The 21,374-nt window shown below is 70.8% G+C and carries 12 protein-coding genes and 1 pseudogene; 6 read left to right on the forward strand and 7 right to left on the reverse strand.

Annotation, left to right across the window (positions count from 1 at the left end; translation table 11 throughout):
* Positions 1-10 precede the first annotated feature (10 nt).
* Positions 11-973, reverse strand: a complete 963-nt coding sequence (locus tag ACFY5C_RS09075) for an ion transporter (RefSeq protein WP_389442322.1) — start codon at positions 971-973, stop codon at positions 11-13.
* Positions 974-1,192: 219 nt separating this feature from the next.
* On the opposite strand from ACFY5C_RS09075, the gene paaK reads away from it, so the two are divergent.
* On the forward strand, positions 1,193-2,488 hold the full coding sequence (gene paaK, locus ACFY5C_RS09080; RefSeq protein ID WP_389442324.1) for a phenylacetate--CoA ligase PaaK: 1,296 nt from the start codon (positions 1,193-1,195) through the stop codon (positions 2,486-2,488).
* A 101-nt stretch (positions 2,489-2,589) separates the two neighbouring features.
* Here paaK and ACFY5C_RS09085 read toward each other — a convergent pair whose 3' ends face one another.
* Positions 2,590-4,089 carry an acyl-CoA synthetase gene (locus ACFY5C_RS09085; protein WP_389442327.1) on the reverse strand — a complete coding sequence of 500 codons (1,500 nt, stop codon included), beginning with the start codon at positions 4,087-4,089 and terminating at the stop codon, positions 2,590-2,592.
* A 119-nt stretch (positions 4,090-4,208) separates the two neighbouring features.
* On the opposite strand from ACFY5C_RS09085, the gene ACFY5C_RS09090 reads away from it, so the two are divergent.
* The 4 genes from ACFY5C_RS09090 to ACFY5C_RS09105 all read left to right on the forward strand — a co-directional run bounded on the left by ACFY5C_RS09090 (position 4,209) and on the right by ACFY5C_RS09105 (position 12,447).
* Entirely contained in the window at positions 4,209-6,644 is a 2,436-nt protein-coding gene (locus ACFY5C_RS09090; protein WP_389442329.1) for a penicillin acylase family protein, read from the forward strand.
* Positions 6,645-6,892: 248 nt separating this feature from the next.
* Positions 6,893-8,359, forward strand: coding sequence for a cytochrome P450 (locus ACFY5C_RS09095; RefSeq protein WP_389442331.1), 1,467 nt, complete (start codon positions 6,893-6,895; stop codon positions 8,357-8,359).
* Complete coding sequence (locus tag ACFY5C_RS09100; protein WP_389442334.1) at positions 8,343-9,350, forward strand: (-)-alpha-amorphene synthase; 1,008 nt, start codon at positions 8,343-8,345, stop codon at positions 9,348-9,350. The genes ACFY5C_RS09095 and ACFY5C_RS09100 overlap by 17 nt, the downstream gene beginning before the upstream one ends.
* Positions 9,351-9,537: 187 nt before the next feature.
* Entirely contained in the window at positions 9,538-12,447 is a 2,910-nt protein-coding gene (locus ACFY5C_RS09105; protein ID WP_389442335.1) for an ATP-binding protein, read from the forward strand.
* A gap of 39 nt (positions 12,448-12,486) precedes the next feature.
* Here ACFY5C_RS09105 and ACFY5C_RS09110 read toward each other — a convergent pair whose 3' ends face one another.
* Both ACFY5C_RS09110 and ACFY5C_RS09115 read right to left on the reverse strand, forming a co-directional pair.
* Positions 12,487-14,064 (reverse strand): acyl-CoA synthetase, encoded by a 1,578-nt coding sequence (locus ACFY5C_RS09110; RefSeq protein WP_389442337.1) that lies wholly within the window; start codon positions 14,062-14,064, stop codon positions 12,487-12,489.
* Positions 14,061-15,170: an NAD(P)H-dependent flavin oxidoreductase gene (locus ACFY5C_RS09115; protein ID WP_389442339.1), complete on the reverse strand. Its 1,110-nt coding sequence runs from the start codon at positions 15,168-15,170 to the stop codon at positions 14,061-14,063. Before ACFY5C_RS09115 ends, ACFY5C_RS09110 begins: the two co-directional genes overlap by 4 nt.
* 168 nt (positions 15,171-15,338) lie before the next feature.
* Here ACFY5C_RS09115 and ACFY5C_RS09120 point away from each other — a divergent pair, with 168 nt between their 5' ends.
* Positions 15,339-17,114 (forward strand): serine hydrolase, encoded by a 1,776-nt coding sequence (locus ACFY5C_RS09120; protein ID WP_389442341.1) that lies wholly within the window; start codon positions 15,339-15,341, stop codon positions 17,112-17,114.
* Between the two features lie 22 nt (positions 17,115-17,136).
* On the opposite strand, the pseudogene ACFY5C_RS09125 reads toward ACFY5C_RS09120, so the two are convergent.
* From ACFY5C_RS09125 to ACFY5C_RS09135, 3 genes and pseudogenes are all read right to left on the reverse strand, one after another.
* Positions 17,137-17,286: pseudogene (locus tag ACFY5C_RS09125) on the reverse strand (transcriptional regulator); the annotation flags it as partial.
* 141 nt (positions 17,287-17,427) lie between these two features.
* Positions 17,428-19,005, reverse strand: coding sequence for a phytoene desaturase family protein (locus ACFY5C_RS09130; protein WP_389442344.1), 1,578 nt, complete (start codon positions 19,003-19,005; stop codon positions 17,428-17,430).
* Between the two features lie 73 nt (positions 19,006-19,078).
* Positions 19,079-21,319 carry a tetratricopeptide repeat protein gene (locus ACFY5C_RS09135; protein ID WP_389442346.1) on the reverse strand — a complete coding sequence of 747 codons (2,241 nt, stop codon included), beginning with the start codon at positions 21,317-21,319 and terminating at the stop codon, positions 19,079-19,081.
* Positions 21,320-21,374: the final 55 nt, after the last annotated feature.

The following is a 21,374-nucleotide window of genomic DNA, read 5'->3' on the forward strand; positions in this document are numbered from 1 at the left end:
CCGGGTCGGGTCATGCCGAGCGTCGGGGCGCGCCGCCCTCCGTCCCTCGGGGAAGGCGCACGGGATGTCCGCGAAGGCTCGCTTCGATGTCGTCGAGGGCGCGGCGGGCGACGGCGATGCGGGCCCTGAGTTCCTGATCGCGTCCACCGAGCCCCGCCTGATCGGTCTCGGGCCGGCCGGTCTCGTGCGTGGCAGGGCCCCTGCGGCGCTGTTCCCGTTCCTCCTCCAGCTCTCGTGCCTCCTCCAGGGAGCTGATGACGACGCCGATGAGGACGTTGACCAGCACGAAGGAGGCGATCAGAACGTAGGAGGCGTAATAGAGGACGCTCCAGGGCGATATCTCCAGACCGGCGTGGACCGCTTCACCGAGGCCGTCCAGCGTCATCAGCAGGAAGAGGGTGAGGACGGCGCGACCGATCGAGCCGTACTGCTCGGGGTCGTGCAGGCCGAAGAACACCCAGCCCACCATGGCGTAGACGTACAGCAGCAGGGCGCCCACCAGCAGGAAGCTGACGGTGCCGGGCAGGCTGCGGGCGACCGCGACCATGACGATGCGCAGCTGGGGCAGGAAGCGGGCGGTGCGCAGGACGCGGGCGAGGCGCAGCAGCCGTAGGACGGTGGCGTTCTCGCGGACGAGCGGCAGGAACGCGCAGACCACGACGGCGAGGTCGAACAGGTTCCACGGGTCGCGCAGGAAGTCCCGGGGCCGGTCGGCGTGTGCGCAGGCGCGCAGCGCGATCTCGGCGGTGAAGGCGGCGAGGCAGGCGTGTTCGGCGTAGCTCAGCCAGTGGTGCCACTCGCCGACCAGGCCGCGATACGTCTCCGCGCCCAGCAGCGCCGCGTTGGCCAGGATCACGCCGAGCACGGCAAGGGCGAACCAGCGGGCCTCCGTGACGGCACGGGCCCCTTCCGCCAGCACGAGGCGGGCGGGTCGGGGCGCGTCGGGTGTGCGGTTGTGAAGGTGGTCGGTCATCGTGCTGAATCTGCTCCGGTGGGCGGCCTGGTATGCCCGGCCGTGCCGCCGGGACGGCCGACGAGGTCCGATCCACGAACGCCATTGCCGTGCCCCACTCCGCAGAAAGTGCGGCCCGCCCCCTTGCCTGATCAATCCGTGCCTGGATTACTGATCTCGAACACCCAGACCGAATGATCGGTCGTCCGGATTGGCGCGGTTGGCGAGGGAGAAGTCCCCATGGCGGATGCGACGGAGCTGCTGGACTCGGGGGAACGGCTCGCGCCGGAAGCGTTGCGGGCGTTGCAGCTGGAGCGATTGCGGACGTCGCTGCGGCACGTGTACGACAATGTGCCCTTCTACCGGGACTCCTTCGACAAGGCGGGCGTACGGCCCGACGACTGCCGTTCGCTTGCCGATCTGGCGCACTTCCCGTTCACGACCAAGGCCGACCTGCGCGAGAACTACCCGTACGGGATGTTCGCCGTGCCCCAGGACCGCATCCGTCGCATCCACGCCTCCAGCGGCACCACCGGTCGGCCCACGGTGGTCGGCTACACGGACGGCGACCTTTCCCTGTGGTCCGACATGGTGGCCCGGTCCATCCGGGCGGCCGGCGGCCGGCCCGGGGACAAGGTGCATGTGGCGTACGGCTACGGGCTGTTCACCGGCGGGCTCGGTGCACACTATGGCGCCGAACGCCTCGGCTGTACGGTCATCCCCGCGTCCGGCGGCATGACGGCCCGCCAGGTCCAGCTGATCCAGGACCTAAAGCCCGAGATCATCATGGTGACCCCGTCGTACATGCTCACCCTTCTCGACGAGTTCGAACGGCAGGGCGTCGATCCGCGCGGGACATCCCTGCGCGTGGGCATCTTCGGGGCCGAACCCTGGACCGAGCAGATGCGTAGCGAGATCGAGGAGCGGTTCGCGATCGACGCCGTCGACATATACGGGCTGTCGGAGGTCATCGGGCCCGGGGTCGCGCAGGAGTGCGTGGAGACCAAGGACGGGTTGCATGTGTGGGAGGACCACTTCTTCCCGGAGATCGTCGACCCGATCACCGGTGAGGTGCTGCCCGACGGCGAGGAGGGCGAGCTGGTGTTCACCTCCCTCACCAAGGAGGCCATGCCCGTCATCCGCTACCGCACCCGGGACTTGACGCGGCTGCTGCCGGGAACCGCCCGGGTGTTCCGGCGGATGGAGAAGATCACCGGGCGCAGTGACGACATGGTCATCCTGCGCGGGGTCAATCTCTTCCCGACCCAGATCGAGGAGATCGTGCTCCGGACCCCGGGTGTGGCACCCCACTTCCAGCTGCGTCTCACCCGTGAGGGTCGGCTCGATGCCCTGACCGTCCGGGCAGAAGCCCGCCCCGACGCCTCCCCCGAGACCCGGGACGCGGCGGCGCAGGCCATCGTGGCAGCCGTGAAGGACGGCATCGGGGTGTCGGTCGCCGTGGAGATCGTCGAACCGGAGTCGCTGGAACGCTCCGTGGGCAAGATCCGGCGCATCCAGGACCTGCGCCCCCGCTAGGGCCTGTTGTGAAAGTGGCCTCTGCCGCGCGACGTCCGGCGGGCGACGAGGCCACTTTCGCAACAGGCCCTGGGGCCGGTGCGCCCCGGGCCCCGGCGGGATCAGTCCCGAGCGAACCTGTCCCGCAGCTCCCGCTTGAGGATCTTCCCGCTCGCGTTGCGCGGCAGCTCGTCCACGAACACCACCCGCTTCGGCGCCTTGAAGCGGGCGAGCTTCTCGCGCGCGTGGTCGATCAGTTCGGTGTCGCTCACCTCGCCGCGCGGGACGACGACTGCCGTTACGGCCTCGATCCAGCGCTCGTCGGGCAGGCCGATCACGGCGACCTCGGCGACGCCCTCATGGCTGTACAGGGCGTCCTCGACCTCACGTGAAGCGACCAGTACGCCACCGGAGTTGATGACGTCCTTCACCCGGTCGACGATCGTGAAGTAGCCGTGCGCGTCGCGCACCGCGAGGTCCCCGGAGCGGAACCAGCCGTCCCGGAAGGCCGCTGCGGTCTCCCCGGGCTTGTCCCAGTAGCCCTCGCACAGCTGCGGGGAGCGGTAGACGATTTCGCCGGCCGTGCCGTCGGGCACGTCCTCGCCGTCCTCGTCGACCACCCGGGCATCGACGAAGAGGACGGTACGGCCGCAGGAGTCCATCCGGCCCTTGTGCTCGTCTGGGGGCAGCACCGTGGCCAGCGGGCCGATCTCGCTCTGCCCGAAGCAGTTGTAGAAGGCCAGCTTCGGCAACCGCTCACGAAGCCGCTCCAGGATCGGCACCGGCATGATCGAGGCGCCGTAGTACGCCTTGCGCAGTCCGTCGAGGTCGCGGGTCGCGAAGTCGGGGCGGCCGGCAAGGCCGATCCAGACCGTGGGCGGCGCGAACAGGCTGTCCGCGCGGCCCGCCTCGATGAGGTCGAAGAGCTGGTCGCCGTCGGGCGACTCCAGAATGATGTTCGTGGCACCGACCGCCAGGTACGGCATGAGGAACACGTGCATCTGCGCCGAGTGGTACAGCGGCAGCGAGTGGACGGGACGGTCGCCGGGGCTCAGATCGAGGGCGGTGATCGCGCTCAGGTACTCGTGGACCAGGGCGCGGTGGGTCATCATCGCGCCCTTCGGGAGGGCCGTCGTACCGGAGGTGTAGAGGAGTTGGACCAGGTCCTCGCTGCGCGGCTCCGGACCGTCGTGGGCGACTGCCGTGGCCTGGCGTGCCAGCAGTGAGTCGTCGGCGTCGCGCAACGGCATCGTGGGGACGCCGTCGGGTAGCCGCCCGGCCAGGCCGGGGTCGGCGAGGATCAGGGAGCTGCCGGACTGGCGGACGATGTAGGCGAGGTCGTCGCCGGTGAGGTTCTGGTTGACGGGGACGTGCACGAGTCCCGCGCGGGCGCATGCCAGGAAGGCGATCAGATACGCGCACGAGTTGTGGCCGTAGGCGGCCACCCGGTCGCCGGGGGTGAGGCCCTTCTCGAGCAGGACGCTCGCCGCGCGGGAGACGGCCTCGTCGAGTTCCTCGTACGTCCACGCACGCTCGCGGTCCTCTACCGCGACGCGTGCCGGGGTGCGTCGGGCACTGCGGCGCAGCACTCCGTCAACCGTACTGCCGTGTCCTGGCGTCATGACACATGATCCTCGGTGCGTCGCAGGGCCGGGTCAAGAAGCAGGCCCGACACTGACCGGGGACACATACCCGTTGGTACGCTCAACGGCTCCTTCCCTCAATGACGTTGGGAGGCACCATGCGCACCCGCCCCAGACGGTTCGTCGTCGCGGCCGTCGCCCTGCTCGCCACCGTGGCCGGGCTGCCCGCGTCCGCGGCCGACCGGCAGGACCCGCAGGACCGGCACAACCCGCACGAACAGCTGTCACACGGCGGTATGTCCGCCGTCGTCCGCTACACCGAGTACGGCATTCCGCACATACTCGCCAAGGACTACAGGTCCATGGGCTTCGGCACCGGTTGGGCGCAGGCCGCCGACCAGGTGTGCACGCTCGCCGACGGGTTCGTGACCGTGCGGGGCGAGCGTTCCCGTTTCTTCGGCCCGGACGCGGCGACCGACATGTCACTGTCATCGGCCACCACGAACCTCTCCAGCGACCTGTACTTCCGTGGCGTACGTCAGACCCGCACCGTGGAGAAGCTGCTCGCCGAACCCGCACCGCGCGGCCCGAGCCGGCAGGTCAAGGACCTCATGCGTGGCTTCGCCGTCGGGTACAACACCTGGCTGAAGCAGAACCGGATCACCGACCCCGCGTGCAAGGGCGCCGCCTGGGTGCGGCCGATCACCCCGCTGGACGTGGCCGCCCGCTCCTACGCCATCGCGGTGCTCGGCGGTCAGGGCGGCGCCGTGGACGACATCACCTCCGCGCGGCCGCCCACGGGTTCGGCCGCCCACGGCAAGGGCATCGGGACGAGCCCGGATGCCGCGGCCCTGATCCGGGCCGTGCGCGAGCGGGCGGGCGACGCGGACATGGGGTCGAACGCGGTCGCCTTCCATGGTGACACCACGGCCAACGGGCGCGGGCTGCTGCTGGGTAACCCGCACTACCCGTGGCACGGCGGACGCCGCTTCTGGCAGGCGCAGCAGACGATCCCCGGCGAGCTCGACGTCGCCGGCGGGTCACTGCTCGGGTCGCCGGCGATCTCCATCGGCTACAACTCCCATGTGGCGTGGAGCCACACCGTCGCGACGGGTGTCCCGTTCAATCTGCACAGGCTGACGCTGGATCCGGCCGACCCCACGGTCTACCTCGTGGACGGCAAGGCCGAGCGGATGAAGAAGCGGACCGTGAGCGTCGCGGTCAAGGGCGGTGCCCCTGTCAGCCGCACCCAGTGGTGGACACGGTACGGCCCGGTCGTCGCGTCCTTGGACGGTGACCTCCCGCTGCCATGGACGGCGACGTCGGCGTACGCGCTCAACGACCCGAACGCGGCCAACATGCGGTTCGCGGACACCTCGCTCGGATTCAGCAAGGCGCGCGGCACGGCGGACGTTCTCTCGACCCTCGCCCGGAGCCAGGGGCTCCCGTGGGTGAACACCATCGCCGCGGACCGCTCGGGGCACACCCTCTACACCCAGTCGCAGGTCCTGCCCCGCGTCACCGACGACCTGGCGGCGCGATGCTCCACGGACGTCGGCAAGGCCACCTACCCGGCCGCGGGACTCGCGGTCCTCGACGGCTCCCGCGGCGACTGCGCGCTCGGCAGCGACGCCGACGCCGTTCAGCCCGGGATCTTCGGGCCCGCGCGCATGCCGACGCTGAAGGACGCGCCGTACGCGGAGAACTCCAACGACAGCGCCTGGCTGGCCAACGCCGACCGGCCGCTCACCGGCTACGAGCGGGTCTTCGGCAACGTCGGAACGCAGCGCTCCCTGCGCACCCGCGGCGCGATCGAGGACGTGGCGGCGATGGCGCAGCGGGGCGATCTGACCGTCCGGGATCTGGAGCGCCAGCAGTTCGCGAACCGCGTGCCTGCGGCCGCCCTGGCGGCGGGCGACACTGCGAAGGCGTGCGCCGCGCTGCCGGGCGGTACGGCAACGGGCAGCGACGGCAAGGCGGTCGACGTCACCGAAGCGTGCCCGGTGCTCGCGGCCTGGGACGGCACCATGGACACCCGCAGTCGGGGTGCCCTGCTCTTCGACCGCTTCTGGCGGAAGCTGACGGCGAAGGTGCCGGGCGCTCAGCGGTGGAAGGTGCCGTTCTCGGCGGAGGACCCGGTGCGCACCCCGAACACGCTCAACACCGGGGCTCCCGGTTTCGCCGCGGCCCTCGCGGACACGGTCGCCGAACTGCGGGCGGCGGGCATCGCCCTCGACTCCCGCCTGGGGAAGCACCAGTTCGTCGTGCGCAACGGGCAGCGCGTTCCCGTTCCGGGCGGCACCGAGGGACTCGGTGTGTGGAACAAGATCGAGCCGGTGTGGAACACGGCGCAGGGCGGCTACGCAGAGGTGACGACGGGCTCCAGCCACATCCAGGCGGTGGGCTGGGACGGCAGCCGCTGTCCGGTGGCCCGTACGTTGCTGACGTACGCGCAGTCGTCGAACCCGAACTCGGCCCACTTCCGGGACCAGACTCGGCTGTTCTCGGATGAGAGGTGGGTGACGGCGCGGTTCTGTGAGAAGGACATCCTGTCGTCGCCCGTCCTGAAGGTTGTCCGCGTGCGCGAACGCTGAGCGACTGTGGTCCCGTCCCCGATGGGGCGGGGCCACACCTGAGCGACGGATGAGCACGGCCGTCGATGCACGTTACACAAACGAGCATTTCGCCGAATGCTTCTTTTACTCCTCTGTGCTCCTGTGCGCCCCCTTGAAGAAAGGTTTCGGGAAACCGAACGCCGCTCGGACTGGGCAGGACTTGTCTCAAGTATCAAGTCCGTGGCACGTTCACCGATTTCACGTGCCGCGCCAGACAGGAGGTACTCATGAGCCGTGTTGTTCCCGAACAGGAGCGAGTATGGCGGACAGGTACTGCTCCAGGCATATTCCCCATCCTCGGTCACGGTATCGCGTTGTTCCGCCGACCGCTTGCGTTTCTGAATTCTTTGCCCGCGTACGGGGATCTGGTCGAAATACGGCTGGGCCCCCAGCGTGCCTGGATGGTGTGCCACCCGGAGCTGGTCCACGAGATGCTCAGGGATCCGCACACCTTCGACAAGGGGGGCCCTCTCTACGACAAACTCGGGAGGCTGATGGGTGACGGCCTCGTCACCTGCCGCCAACCGACGCACCGGGACAAGCGAAGGTTGTTGCAACCCGCCTTCCGGCCTTCCCACGTCGCCACCTACACGGACCTGGTCTGCGAGGAGGCGGAGTCGGTGTGCCGCGACTGGCAGGCCGGGCAGGCGGTCCCGGTCAGTGAGGCGATGATGGCGCTGACGACGCGGGTGATCAGCCGTGTCCTGCTGTCCGACTCGCTCGACGACGCGACGGCCGCCGAGGTGCGGGACTGTCTCACCGACATCGTCCGTGGGCTGTTCGTCCGCACGGCGGTGCCGATCGACGCCCTTTTCCGCCTTCCCACCCCCGCCAACCGCCGCTACCTGCACGCGGTCGACCGCGTGCACGAGATCATCGACGACGCCATCGCGGACCGGCGCCGGGGGGCCTCCCACGACGACGTACTGGACACTCTGCTGGCCGCCGCGCGCGGTGACGGCGGAGCGGGAGCCATTTCCGACCAGGAGGTCCACGATCACCTGATCACGCTGCTGCTGACGGGTGTCGAGGCCCCGGCACTGTGCCTCGCCGACGCCTTCAGCCTGCTGGCTCGCCACCCGGAGGCCGAACGCCGCCTGCACGCCGAACTCGACGCCGTACTCCCCGGCGGCCGACGACCCGGCCCCGACGATCTGGCACACCTCGTCTACACCCGGTGCGTCGTCTCCGAGACGCTGCGCCACACCTCCCCCGGCTGGCTCTTCACCCGCGTCGCCACCAAGGACACCGAACTCGCCGGGCACCCGCTGCCCCGCGGCACCACGGTCCTGTACAGCCCCTACCTCCTGCATCACGACCGCTCGTCGTTCGCCGAACCCGACCGTTTCCTCCCCGACCGCTGGTTGCCGGGGCAGATCACCGCGGCGCAGCGCCGCGCGATGATTCCGTTCTCCGCGGGCAGCCGCAAGTGCCTCGGGGACGAGTTCGCGATGGTCGAAGCGACGCTGGCGCTCGCGACCATCGCGGGCCGTCGACAGCTGCGTCATCTGCCCGGGCACGTCGAGCGCACACCTCGCCCCGCGATCACCATGGGGCCGCGTTCCCTGGTCATGACCTGCGAACCCCGTCCGTCCCTACCGTCCGGCGCACCGTCCTCCGCGACCCGAGTACAGGCCGCACATCGCGCTTCGGATTCCCGAATGGCAGGTGACAGCAGTGTCGACAACGAATGAGGAAATCACTGTCGGCGTACCGGGCGGAACTCGGGCTCCCAATCTCAGGGAACTCATCGACGCGCACCTCGAGATGCCCTTCCCCTTCCAGCGGAATCGGCGCGAATCCGCGGCCACGGCCGGCGTCGACGCCTGGCTGACCGTGTGGGGGCTGACCGACGAACCAGGAGTGGCGGCGATGATCGCCCGCACGCGCCCCGCGGAGCTCGCGTCCTACACCAGCCCCACCATGGATTCCGGTCTCCTCCAGATCGTCGCCAATCAGATCGCCTATCAATTCGTCTTCGACGACTGGGCGGAGGAAGTCGGCCGCCGTTCACCGGGTCTGCTGCTGCCCACGCTGTTGGAGAGCATCGCGATTCTGCGGGACGGCCTGCCGCCCAGCACCCCGCTCGGCGCGGCCCTGGCCGATCTCCACCGGCAGGTCCGGGAGCGGTGCACGCCGGGCCAGGCCGCACGGTGGGCCTGGAAGAGCCGTGAGTATGTGCACGGCCTGTTGTACGAAGCGGTGGCGCAGGCCCACCCTCGCACGCTGGGTACCGCAGACTGCATCTCCATACGGTCGCTGACCGCCGGCGTCGAGCCGTTCTACCCGCTGTACGAGGCTGCCCAGCCCCGCGAAATGGCCCTCACCGAACTCCACCACCCCGTCGTACGGCGACTGAGCCGGCTGTCGTCCGACGTGGCGGTGTGGACGGCCGACCTGTTCTCCGCGGTGAAGGAGGAGCGGGCGGGCGAGATGATCAACCTGGCCCTCGCCCATCGGCGCGAGCACCGATGCTCGCTGCAGGCCGCCGTGGTCCTCGCCATCCAGGAGATCAACGGCGCGATCAAGGAGTTCCAGAAACTCCACGCGGAGATCGAACCGGAGTTGAGTGCCGCGGGCATCGGTTATGTGGAAGGCATGATCGGCTGGATCCGCGGGTGTTACCACTGGTCCCGTACGGTGCCACGCTATGCGGATGTGGCGTCGGTGTCCGCCGTGCCGTAATGGCCCCTGCCGTACTGCCGCGACAGCTTCACCTGAGGGTGTCCATCCCGACCTCATACCCGGGGGACGGGCCTTCTCCCTCCCGCAGTGGATGATTCACCCGTTGGTGCCCAATCCGGCCTGCCCCAGCTCCGCGAGGCGTACGCTCGGCCGTCCCGGAGCCGAACGACAGAAGGCGGTACGGCAGATGGCGATGGAGCCACGGCACCCGATCACGGAGCAACATGCGTTGATCGAGCGCCGGCAGGAACTTCATGCCCTCGATGCCGCGTTCAAGGAGTTGCGATACGCCACGGACGGCGTGCCGCGGGCGAGGCGCAGGGGTCTGCTCGCCTTCACGGGGCCGGCCGGACTGGGCAAGACGGCACTGATCACGCAGGCACGCGCCCGGGCCGCCGCGCACAAGTTCACCGTGCTCTCGGGCAGGGGCGGGGAGAAGGAACAGGAGTCGGCGTTCCGTGTGGTGCGCCAATTGGTGCAGCCTTCCCTCGCGAGGATGGACGGGGCCGAACTCCGCGCTTTCCTGGGGAGTTGGTACGACATCGTCGCCGGCGTACTCGGTCTTGAGGCGCGGGGTCCGGCCCCCGCGCCGGACCCGACCGGGGTGCGCGAGGGTCTCGACTGGGTCATGACGCGCCTGACGGTGCGCAAGGCGCCGGTGGTCCTGCTCCTGGACGACCTGCACTGGGCGGATGCCGAGTCCCTGAACTGGCTGGGCTCCTTCGCGACCCGGGTCGATGACCTTCCGCTGCTGATCGTGGTCGCCTACCGGCCCGACGAGTTGCCGACCGAGGCCGACGAACTCCTCGCGCTCGTCGCGGACCACGGGGACCGCCCCCACGACCTGGCGCGGCTCTCCGCGGACGGCGTGGCGCAGATCGTCAGGAACGAGCTCGGGGAGGCCGCCGAGGACCGGTTCTGCAAGGAGTGCTGGTCGGCCACGGGGGGAAGCCCGTTCGAAACGGTTGAGCTCGCCATCGGGCTCCGCGAGCGGAACTCGAGGGGCACCGAGGCGGACCTGCCGGCGATGCGCGAGCTCGCCGCGGCGATCAAGGGCCCGGGACTGATCGAGCGTCTGGAACGACTCGACACCGCTACTGTCCGCTTCGCACACACGGCGGCCGTGCTGGGTTCACCCTTCTCACCGCAGCTGGCCGCGACCATCGCGGTGCTCGGCGAAGAGGCCGTCGCCGAGGCGACCGAGAAGTTGCGCGGGGCGAGGATCCTGGCCGACGGCCACAGTCCCGCAGGTGAGCTCGAGTTCGTACATCCGCTGATCGCCACGACGATCTACCGGTCCATCAGCTCAGCCTTCCGTGTCGGTCTGCACGACGCCGCCGCGGAAGCCGTGCTGGCCGCGGGATACGGCCCCGTCGCCGCCGCCCGGCATCTGCTGGAGGTCCCCTGCGAGGGCCGGGCCGAGACGGTCGCGTGTCTGCGGGAGGCTGCCCGCGAGTACCTTCGCGCCGGTGCGACAGAGGCCGCCGGACGCCTGTTGACCCGCGCGCTGCAGGAACCGCCGCCTTCCGAGGACCGCGCGGCGATCCTTCACGAGCTCGCGTGCGCCACGTTCCTGATCGAGCCCACGGCCACGGTGCGGCATCTGCGTCAGGCGCTGGCGGAACCTTCCGTCGACCCCGACCTGCACGCCTCCATCGTGTTCCGGCTGACGACGGCTCTGGCCCACACGGACCGGCTGGCCGAGGCCGTGACGGTGGCCGCCGAGGAGGCGCGGCACGCCTCGAATCCGCGCGTCAAACTGCGCATGCAGGCGGATCACTTCGTCTGGAGCATGGTCCGCACCGAGGACCCCGACGGACCGGCCCGCTCCCGGACGCTGGCGCGCCTGGCCGAGCAGTTGCCGGGTCGCAGTCTGGAGGAGCGCTACATCCTGGGGCTGCGGGCCTGGGATGCCGTGAAGCGCGGCGAACCACGGCGGACCGCCCTCTCGTACGCCGAGAAGGCGTTGCGCGGCGGCCTGAGCTGGACCGACGAGAACCGGGGTTTCGAGGTACCGCTCTCGGTCGCCCTGGTGTTCATGTACGGCGACCAGCCGCGACGGGCCGAGGAGTTGTTCCACCAGGGCATCGACGAATGCGTGAGCAAGGGCTGGCACGGCTCGCACCTGGCCTTCGGCCAGACGATCGCCGGCTACATCCGCTACCGCCGTGGGTGCCTCGCCGAAGCCGAGGATCAGGTACGGGAGGGTCTGCGCACCGCCGACAAGGTGGAAGGAGTCGTGGCCGCCCAGTGGTTCGGCGTCGGCATCCTCATCAAGACCCTGCTGGCGCGTGGGCGGATCGCCGAGGCGCGAGCCCTCGCCGACGAGCACCACTTCGGTGAGACGGCCTCGAACGCCGTCATCTACCCCGACCCGCGCACCGTCTACGCGGAACTGCTGCTGGCCGAGGGGCGGCACGCGGACGCGGCGCCGGTGCTGGCCTCGGTCGGGCAGTGGCTGGACCAACGCGCCTGGCGCAACCCGGCCTGGTGCCCGTGGCAGCTGCGGCTCGCGACCGCACTCGCCCCCACCGCCCCGGACGAGGCGATCCGCCAAGCCCAGGACGCGGTCAAGCGCGCCCGGGACTTCGGCGCCGCCTCCACCATCGGCCAGGCCCTCCACACCCTCGCCGAGGTGACCGGCGGGACGACGGCGCTCGACCTGTACGCGGAGGCGGTCGACCACCTGGAGCAGTCCCCCGCGTCGTACGAGCTTGCCCGCGCCCAGGTCGGCCACGGCGCCGCGCTGTCCCGCAACGGGCGGCTTCAGGAGGCCGCCGACCGGCTCTACCAAGGTCTGGAAGGCGCTGTCCACTGCGGGGCCGAGGCGCTCGCCGCCCGGGCCAGGGAGGAGCTGTCCGCGGCTGGGCTGCGTCCCCTGCCACTGCGGTACACGCAGGCGGACACGCTCACCACTCAGGAGCGCCGGACCGCCGAACTGACCGCCCAGGGCAAGCCGGTGGCGGTGATCGCCAAGGAAACCCACCTCACCGAGCATGGCGTGCGCCATCTGCTGTCCGCCGTCTACCGGAAGATCGGCACCGACTCGACCGGGCTCGCGAGAGCTCTGGAGTCTCTTCCCCACCCGCGATCGTGAAGGGGCCCGCCCCGGACCCCGGTCCGGTGCCGGGCCACCTCACACGGGTCGGGTACGGCCTTCCCAGTACGGTTCCCGCAACCGCCGCTTGTACAGCTTCCCGTTGGGATCCCGCGGCATCTCGGCGATGAAGTCCACGCTCTTGGGCCGCTTGTAGCCGGCGAGTTGCCCGGCACAGTGGTCGAGGATCGCGGCGGCGAGGGCGGGGCCGGGCTCGTGGCCGGGGGCCGGTTCGACGACGGCCTTGACCTCCTCGCCCCAGTCGTCGTGCGGGATGCCGAAGGCGGCGGCGTCGGCGACGGCCGGGTGGGCGAGCAGGGCGGACTCGATCTCGGCGGGGTAGATGTTCACCCCGCCGGAGATGATCATGTCGATCTTGCGGTCGCGGAGGAAGAGATAGCCCTCCTCGTCGAGACAGCCGAGGTCGCCCACGGTGAAGAAGTCGCCGATGCGGTTCTTCTTCGTCTTGGCCTCGTCCTTGTGATAGCTGAAGCCGCCGGTGTTCATCTTCAGGTAGACGGTGCCGAGTTCGCCGGGCGCGAGCCGCTTGCCGTCGTCGTCGAAGATCGCGAGCTCGCTGATCGGCCAGGCCTTGCCGACCGTGCCGGGCTTCTTCAGCCAGTCCTCGGCGGTCGCGAAGGCCCCACCGCCCTCGCTGGCCGCGTAGTACTCCTCCACGCAGTGGCCCCACCACTCGATCATGGCCCGTTTCACATGGTCGGGGCACGGGGCGGCGCCGTGGATGGCGTGCCGCATGGAGGAGACGTCGTAGCGGCCCCTTACGTCCTGCGGAAGCGCGAGGAGTCGGTGGAACTGCGTCGGGACCATGTGGGTGTGCGTGCACTTGTGGTTGTCGATCAGGCGCAGCATTTCCTCGGGTGTCCACTTGTCCATCAGGACCAGCCCGTGGCCGATGTGCAGGGAGGCGCCCGCGAACTGGAGGACCGCGGTGTGGTAGAGCGGCGAGCAGACGAGGTGCACGTTGGCGTCGAACGGCTTGATGCCGAAGATGCCTAGGAAACCGCCGAGGTAGGACTCCTCGGGCGGCTTGCCGGCCAGCGGGCGGCGGATGCCGCGGGGGCGGCCCGTCGTGCCCGAGGTGTAGTTCATGACCCAGCCGAGTTCGCGTTCCGCGGGCGCCGACTCCGGTTGTCCGTCGACGAGTTCGACGTACGGCCTGAAGCCCCCGACCTCGCCGACGGCGTACCGGTGGGTGGCGGGGAGCCCGGCCTCGTCGGCGGCCTGGCGGGCGGGGTCGGCGTAGCGCTCGTGGGCGATGAGCACCTTGGCGCCGGAGTCGGCGACGATCCAGGCGATCTCGGGGCCGACGAGGTGGTGGTTGACGGGAACCAGGTAGAGGCCGGCCTGGGTGGCGGCCAGGTATGCCGTGAAGAACTCGACGCTGTTGGGGAGGACGACCGCGAAGGCGTCGCCGCGTCCGAGGCCGGCCGCTCGCAGGCCGTGGACGAGACGGTTGGCGGCGGAGTGCAGACGCCCGGCGGTCCACTGCTCGCCGTCGGGGGCGACGAGGACCGGGCGGTCGGGATCGGCGGCGGCCTGGGCCCAGAAGCCGACCGGCGGGGTGCTCACGGTGGGGGTGGCGGGGGTGCTCGTCACTGGCCGCTCCTTCCGGCGATGCGGTTGATGCGGTGCACGGCCTGTTCGAAGCCGCGGGTGAGGTCGTCGACGACTTCCTGGACACTGCGTTCGCTGTTCATCCGGCCGACGATCTGGCCGACGGGTGTGCCGAGCAGCGGCTCGACCTCGTACTTCTGGATCCGGGAGACGGCCTCGGCCACGAGGAGTCCCTGCAAGGGCATGGGGAGGGTGCCGGGCCCCTCCGGGTCGTCCCAGGCGTCGGTCCACTCGGTGCGCAGCTGGCGTGCGGGCTTGCCGGTCAGGGCGCGGGAGCGGACGGTGTCGCCGGACCCGGCGGCGAGCAGTTTGCGGGTCAGGCCGGGGGAATGCATGTCGGCCTCTGTGGTGGTCAGCCACATGGAGCCCAGCCACACACCCTGGGCGCCGAGAGCGAATGCCGCCGCTACCTGTTGGCCGCTCCCGATACCTCCGGCCGCCAGGACGGGCAGAGGGTCGACCGCCTCCACCACCTCCGGGGTGAGCACCATGGAGGCGATCTCACCGGTGTGGCCGCCCGCCTCATAGCCCTGGGCGACGACGATGTCGATCCCCGCCTCCGCGTGCTTGCGGGCGTGCCGGGCACTGCCGGCGAGGGCGGCGACCAGCACGCCCTGGTCATGGGCACGTTCGACGACATCCGTCGGCGGTGAACCGAGCGCGTTGGCGAGCAGCTTGATCGGATAGTCGAAGGCGACGTCGAGCTGGGTGCGGGCGACCTGCTCCATCCACCCGGTGATCCGCCAGCCGGACGCCTCCCCCTCGGCCAGTTCGGGCACGCCGTACTTGGCGAGGGTGTCCTTGACGAACTCCCGGTGCCCTTCCGGGATCATCGCCTCGACGTCGGCTTCCGTCACGCCCTCGACCTTCTTCGCGGGCATGACGACGTCCAGCCCGTAGGGCCTGCCGTCGACATGCGCCTCGACCCAGTCGAGGTCGCGTTTGAGATCGTCGGGGGCGGTGTAGCGGACCGCGCCGAGCACTCCGAAGCCGCCGGCCCGGCTGATGGCCGCGGCGACGGCGGGGAACGGCGTGAAGCCGAAAATGGCGTGCTCGACTCCCAGTTTCTTGCTCAGCTCCGTCTGCATGGGCGCAGGATGCCGCAGTCCTCCGGACGACGGAAGGCCTTTTCTGATACACCGTCAGATCTATGGACCGGCCTTGCCGTTGACACGAGTCCCGGCTGACACGAAAGTTTCACCACGCAAGGTGATCCCGGAAAGATACTTTCAGCCGGCGTGGCGGGAGGAACCTCGATGACCGACGGCAGAACCGGACCGACCAGGCGTCAACTGGGCAGGACTGCGGTCGCCTTGGGCGGCGCCCTGACCATCGCCCCCTTGCCCGCAGGACCCGCGGCGGCAGCCGCAGCCGCGCGCACCGCGAGCCCCACCCTGCGCCACGGCTCCCCCGAACGCGCCGGCCTCCTCGCCGCCCACCTCCGCCGGCTCGTCACCGACGCCGAGAAGTTCCTGGGCCCCTCCCCCAAACACCCCTGGTACGCCGGCGCCGTGCTCCTCGCCGGGCGCGGCGACACCGTGGCCCTGCACCAGCCCATCGGGATGGCCGTGCGCTATGAGGCGTACGACGAAACGACCGACACCGGCGTGGAGCTTCCGCCGGACCAGCAGATCCCGATGGCCGAGGACACCGTCTTCGACCTGGCCTCCGTGTCCAAGCTGTTCACGTCGATCCTCGCGGTGCAGCAGATCGAACGGGGTCGACTCGGGCTGGAGGCCACGGTCGCCTCCTACCTCCCGGACTTCGGCCGCGCAGGCAAGCAGGACATCACCATCCGTCAGCTCCTCACCCACACCTCCGGGTTCCGCGCCTGGATCCCGCTGTACAAAGCACCGACGTACGAGGAGAAGCTCCAACTCATCTGGAACGAGGCGCCGCTGAACGCTCCGGGCACCAAGTACCTCTACTCCGATCTGAATCTGATCTCCCTCCAGCTCGTCCTGGAGGAGATCACCGGCCGCGGGCTCGACGCCCTTCTCCACGACGAGATCACCGGCCCGCTCGGCATGCGCCGCACCCGCTACAACCCGCCCGCCGCCTGGAAGCCGAGGATCGCGGCCACCGAGGACGCCCGGCTGCCGTGGTCCGGCCTTGACCGTGGGCTCGTCCGGGGCGAAGTACACGACGAGAACGCCTTCAGCCTGGGTGGGGTCGCAGGCCACGCAGGCGTCTTCTCGAGCGCGTGGGACCTGGCGGTCCTCGGCCGGACACTGCTCAACGGCGGCGCCTACGGCAGGTGCCGCATCCTTGAGCCGGATTCCGTGGAGCTGATGTTCACCGACTTCAACACCGCCTTCCCCGGCGACGAGCACGGCCTCGGCTTCGAGCTCTACCAGCACTGGTACATGGGCGCCATGGCCACCCCGCGCACAGCGGGACACACAGGTTTCACCGGCACCTCCCTCGTCCTCGACCCGACCACCGACTCCTTCCTCGTCGTCCTCGGCAACTCGGTCCACCCGGTGCGCAGTTGGCGCTCCGGCTCCGCGCCCCGGGTCGCAGCGGCCGACAACATGGCCCGTGCTGCAGCGGTCCGACCACGCCACGGCCGTACGGCTTGGTTCTCGGGGATGGCGACCGCCACGAGCGCGACGCTCACGCTCCCCGCCCTGGACACGTCCTCCGGCGAGGCAGAGCTGCACTGCGCCGTGTGGTGGGACACCGAGCCGCAGGCGGACGTCCTGGTCCTGGAGGCCACGACGGACGGCGGGGCGACCTGGGCACCGCTCCCCTTCGCGACGAAACGCCAGGGCGAGCGACCGCAGGCCCACCCGACCGGCGCCGTCACCGGCTGGTCGGGCCGCGTCTGGCACCGCCTCACGGCGCAACTCCCCGCGCACCGGCAGCTGGTACTGCGCTGGCGGTACACCACCGACAAGCTGTACGTGGGCCGCGGCGCGTACGTCGACGGTCTGCACGTCGAGACGGCGCACAGCGTCCTCTTCGACGAGGCCCGGCCGGCGGACGCGGCGCGGATCACGGCGAGCGGGTGGACCGCTTCCGTGAACTGACCGCCGAGCCGGCGCCGGCGGCTCAGCCGGGCGCGTCCAGGCGTTGCCTGCCGATGACGGCCAGCAACCGTAGCGCGTCCTCGGGCGGCGTGCCCGGGGTGGCGGTGCGGATCACGACCCGCTGGTCGCGGTCGGCGATGTCCAGGACGTCGTCGCAGTTGACGGTGACGGGCCGACGACGCCGTCGGGGCGGGCGCCGGCCCACAAGGAGATCGCCCAGGCTGCCGCAAGGCTGGTGGGTGACCGCGCGTCCTACGTCACCGGCGTGGTCCTCCAGGTGGGCGGCCGCGTCCGGGACTGGGCAGGGCCGGTCTCAGTCGCCGACCGCCTCCAGCACGGCCATCGCCGCGTTGTGCCCCGGCACCCCGCTCACCCCTCCCCCGCGCACCGCGCCCGCTCCGCACAGCAGCACGTTCGGGTGGCGGGTCTCCACGCCCCAGCGGCCGGCCTCCTCCTGTGCGTACGGCCAGGCCAGGTCGCGGTGGAAGATGTTGCCGCCGGGCAGGCGCAGGTCGCGCTCGAGGTCCAGCGGGGTTTTCGCCTCGATGCAGGGTTGTCCGTCGGCGTCCGTCGCCAGACAGTCGGCCAGCGGCTCGGCGAGGTGGGAGTCCAGCTGGGCGAGCGTCGACTTCAGCAGTTCGTCGCGTACGGCGTCGTTGTCGCGTTCGAAGAGGCGGGCCGGCGTGTGCAGGCCGAACAGGGTGAGGGTCTGGTAGCCCCGCTCGACGAGGGCGGGGCCCAGGATCGTCGGGTCGGTCAGCGAGTGGCAGTAGATCTCGGACGGCGGGGCGGCGGGGAGTTCACCGGCGGCGGCCTGGGCGTGGGCGGTGGCCAGCTGGTCGTAGCCCTCGGCGATGTGGAAGGTGCCGGCGAACGCCTCGCGCGGGTCGACGGAGCTGTCGCGCAGCCGGGGCAGGCGCTTGAGCAGCATGTTCACCTTGAGCTGGGCGCCCTCGGCAGGGGCCGGGGCGATGTCGCCGGTGAGGGCGGCCAGTTCCTGCGGGGAGGCGTTCACCAGGACGTGCCGGGCCGCGACGACCCCCTCCCCGTCCGCCGTGCGATAGCTGATCTCCGCGGTACGTCCGTCCGTGTCGATCCGTACCGCCTCGTGCCCGGTGACGACGACCGCGCCCGCGTCGCGCGCCGCGGTGGCCAGGGCGTCGGTGAGGGCGCCCATGCCACCGACGGGGACGTCCCAGTCGCCGGTACCGCCGCCGATCACGTGATAGAGGAAGCAACGGTTCTGCTTGAGCGACGCGTCATGGGCGTCGGCGAAGGTCCCGATCAGGGCGTCCGTCAGGACCACGCCCCGGACCAGGTCGTCCGCGAAGCGGTCCTCGATCGCGACGCCGATCGGCTCCTCGAAGAGGGTCCGCCAGGCCTCCTCGTCGTCCACCCGGCGGCGCAGCTCCTCGCGGCTCGGCAGGGGCTCGGTGAGGGTCGGGAAGACCCGCTGGGCGACCTCGCCGGTCATGGCGTAGAAGCGCTGCCAGGCCGCGTACTCGCGCTCGCCGCCGGTCAGCCGGGCGAACGCCTCCCGGGTGCGCCGCTCGCCACCGCCCACGAGCAGTCCGGTCGGCTGTCCGTCCCGGTCCACGGGCGTGTAGGAGGAGACATTGCGGGTGCGGACGCGGAAGTCCAGGCCGAGGTCCCGGACGATCTTCTTGGGCAGCAGGCTGACCAGGTACGAGTAGCGGGAGAGCCGAGCGTCGACGCCGGCGAACGGCCGCGTGGACACCGCGGCGCCCCCGGTGTGGTCCAGTCGCTCCAGCACCAGCACGGACCGTCCGGCCCGGGCCAGGTAGGCGGCGGCGGCCAGGCCGTTGTGGCCTCCGCCGACGATGACGGCGTCGTACGTACGGTGTCCCGGGTGTCCCTCGTGTGCTGGCATGGTTCTTCGTAACACGTGATGATCTAGGTCGGCCATAGGTGAACGCGCCGGAGTCACCTCCCGCCACCGGCCTTCACCGGCCTGAGGACGCCCGCTGCTGCCGCAGCACCGCCACCCTCCGGTACAGCTCCACCGCCTCCGCGCCCCGCCCGAGCTGCTCCAGGCAGTGGGCCTCGTCGTTCCGGCTGGCGAGGGTGTCGGGGTGGTCGGCGCCGAGGACGTGTTCGCGGGCGGTGGCCACCCTGCGGTACTCGGTGAGCGCGTCCGGCCAGCGGCCCAGCCAGCCGAGGCTCACCGCGACCTCGCGCCGACTGACCAGGGTGTCGGTGTGGTCGGGGCCCAGCACGCGCTCACGGATCGCGCACACGTCCCGGGACTCGGCGAGGGCCTCCTCCCAGCGTCCGAGGCGCCCGAGGTTCACGCCGAGGCCGTGGCGGGCGCGCAGGGTCTCCGGGTGGGCGGGGCCATGGACGCGGGTGCGGTCGTCGATCAGGTCGAGGTAGAGCTGGAGCGCCTCCGCGCTGCGGCCGAGGCGGCCGAGGCTGATGCCGACCTCGTAGCGGGCGGCGAGCGTGTCGGGGTGGTCCGGGCCGAGGGCCTGCGCGCGGGCGTCGGCGACCTCGCGGTAGGTCTGCAGGGCCTCGGCCCAGCGTCCCAACTGGCCGAGCGCGTAGGCGACTTCGTAGCGCGTGACCAGGGTGTCGGGGTGGTGCGGGCCGAGGACGCGGGAGCGCGCGACGGCGACCTCGCCGGCCATTCGGTAGGAGTCCTCCAGGCGGCCGAGTCTGCTCAGGTTGAAGGCGAGGTTGTGGCGGCAGCGCAGCGTGTCGGGGTGGTCGGCGCCCATGGCGCGTTCCCGTGCCGTCAGTACGGACGTGTAGACCTGGTGCGCGTCGAAGTGGCGGCCCAGCTGGCCGAGTACGTACGCCATTTCCTGACGGGCGGCAAGCGTCTCGGGGTGGTCGGGGCCGAGGGAGAGACTGCGAGCCCGGGCGACGTGCTTGTACTCGCGCAGGGCGTCGGCGGCGCGGCCGGTGCGGCTGAGGGTGAAGGCGACCTCGTAGCGGCTGGCGAGGGTGTCCGGGTGGTCGGGGCCGAGGAGGTGCTCACGTTCGGCGGCGACGGCCCGGTGCACCTCGCCCGCCTCGGTCCAGCGGCCCAGTCGGCCCAGGCTGAGACCGGCGTTGTGCCGTCCGGCCAGCGCCGCGAGCGCCGCCGCGGAGGGCGTGGGCGTTTCGTCGGGGACGGCGGCCTCCTCGGGCCGGCCGGTCGTGGGCCGGGGGATCCACTCGCCGGTGAGAGCGGCACCCGCGTCCGGAGGTGTGGTCCGCAGGCCCGCGCCGGTGGCCTTGTGGCCGGTGGTCATGCCGCGGGTCCAGGACGGCAGGCGGGGCTCGCGGCTCACGGGCGCCGGGGGCCTGAGGTCCGGCTGCGGGGTCACCACGGTCGGCACATAGGCCGGTGTCGTACGCCCCAGACTGATCCGGCGGCCCAACTCACGTCCGTCGTGCGGTCGTTCCTCGGGTCGCTTCGCCAGCAGGTCGAGAATGACCTGCTCGAAGTACTCGGGCAGCTCGGCGCGGTGGCTGCGCGGCGGCCTGGGCGCGGTGTCGCGGTGGCCGACGAGGATCGCCCAGGGGTCGTCGAGGTCGAACGGCGGTACTCCGGTGGCGATCTCGTAGAGAACGCATCCCAGCGAGTACAGGTCGCTGCGCTGGTCCACCTCCTCCCCGCCGATCTGCTCCGGCGACATGTAGTGCGGTGTGCCCATCGCGATGCCGGTGCCGGTCAGCCGGGAGGTGAAGCCGATGTCATGGGCGAGGCGCGCTATGCCGAAGTCGCAGATCTTCACCGTGCCGTCGGCGAGCCGCATGATGTTCGCGGGCTTCAGGTCGCGGTGCACGATGCCCTGCTGGTGGGTGTAGGCGAGGGCGGCGGCGACCTGGTCGGCGATGTCGACGACGTCCGGGACGGGCAGCGGATGGTGTTTGTTGTCCTCCAGGAGCTGGCTGAGGTTGCGGCCCTGGAGCAGCTCCATGACCAGGAACAGGACCCCGTCGGACTCGCCGAAGTCGTGGACCACGGTCACCCCGCGGTGCTGGAGCGCCGCGGCCACCCGGGCCTCGCGGCGAAACCGCTCCCGCAGGACACGCGTGAAGGAGTGGTCGTGCTGCGGTCCCAGCGGCTTGAGGCACTTCACGGCGACATGCCGGCCCAGCGACTCGTCGCGCGCACGCCACACCTCGCCCATACCGCCGCGCCCGATCGGATCGAGCAGCCGGTACCGGCCCTGGATCAGCCTGCTGTCCCCCATCGCCCGCGATCGCCCCCCGTCACGGTCAGCCTTGCCCTCCCCCGGCTCGTCCAGT

The sequence above is a fragment of the Streptomyces sp. NPDC012935 genome, from assembly GCF_042900345.1.
GTDB lineage: Bacteria > Actinomycetota > Actinomycetes > Streptomycetales > Streptomycetaceae > Streptomyces.

Excerpts from the sequence above, each read along its gene's own strand:
- ACFY5C_RS09095 (WP_389442331.1), top strand. The coding sequence starts at position 6,893 with ATGAGCCGTGTTGTTCCCGAACAGGAGCGAGTATGGCGGACAGGTACT.
- ACFY5C_RS09135 (WP_389442346.1), bottom strand. The coding sequence starts at position 21,319 with ATGGGGGACAGCAGGCTGATCCAGGGCCGGTACCGGCTGCTCGATCCG.
- ACFY5C_RS09075 (WP_389442322.1), bottom strand. The coding sequence starts at position 973 with ATGACCGACCACCTTCACAACCGCACACCCGACGCGCCCCGACCCGCC.
- ACFY5C_RS09130 (WP_389442344.1), bottom strand. The coding sequence starts at position 19,005 with ATGCCAGCACACGAGGGACACCCGGGACACCGTACGTACGACGCCGTC.
- ACFY5C_RS09085 (WP_389442327.1), bottom strand. The coding sequence starts at position 4,089 with ATGACGCCAGGACACGGCAGTACGGTTGACGGAGTGCTGCGCCGCAGT.
- ACFY5C_RS09120 (WP_389442341.1), top strand. The coding sequence starts at position 15,339 with ATGACCGACGGCAGAACCGGACCGACCAGGCGTCAACTGGGCAGGACT.
- ACFY5C_RS09105 (WP_389442335.1), top strand. The coding sequence starts at position 9,538 with ATGGCGATGGAGCCACGGCACCCGATCACGGAGCAACATGCGTTGATC.
- ACFY5C_RS09090 (WP_389442329.1), top strand. The coding sequence starts at position 4,209 with ATGCGCACCCGCCCCAGACGGTTCGTCGTCGCGGCCGTCGCCCTGCTC.
- paaK (WP_389442324.1), top strand. The coding sequence starts at position 1,193 with ATGGCGGATGCGACGGAGCTGCTGGACTCGGGGGAACGGCTCGCGCCG.
- ACFY5C_RS09115 (WP_389442339.1), bottom strand. The coding sequence starts at position 15,170 with ATGCAGACGGAGCTGAGCAAGAAACTGGGAGTCGAGCACGCCATTTTC.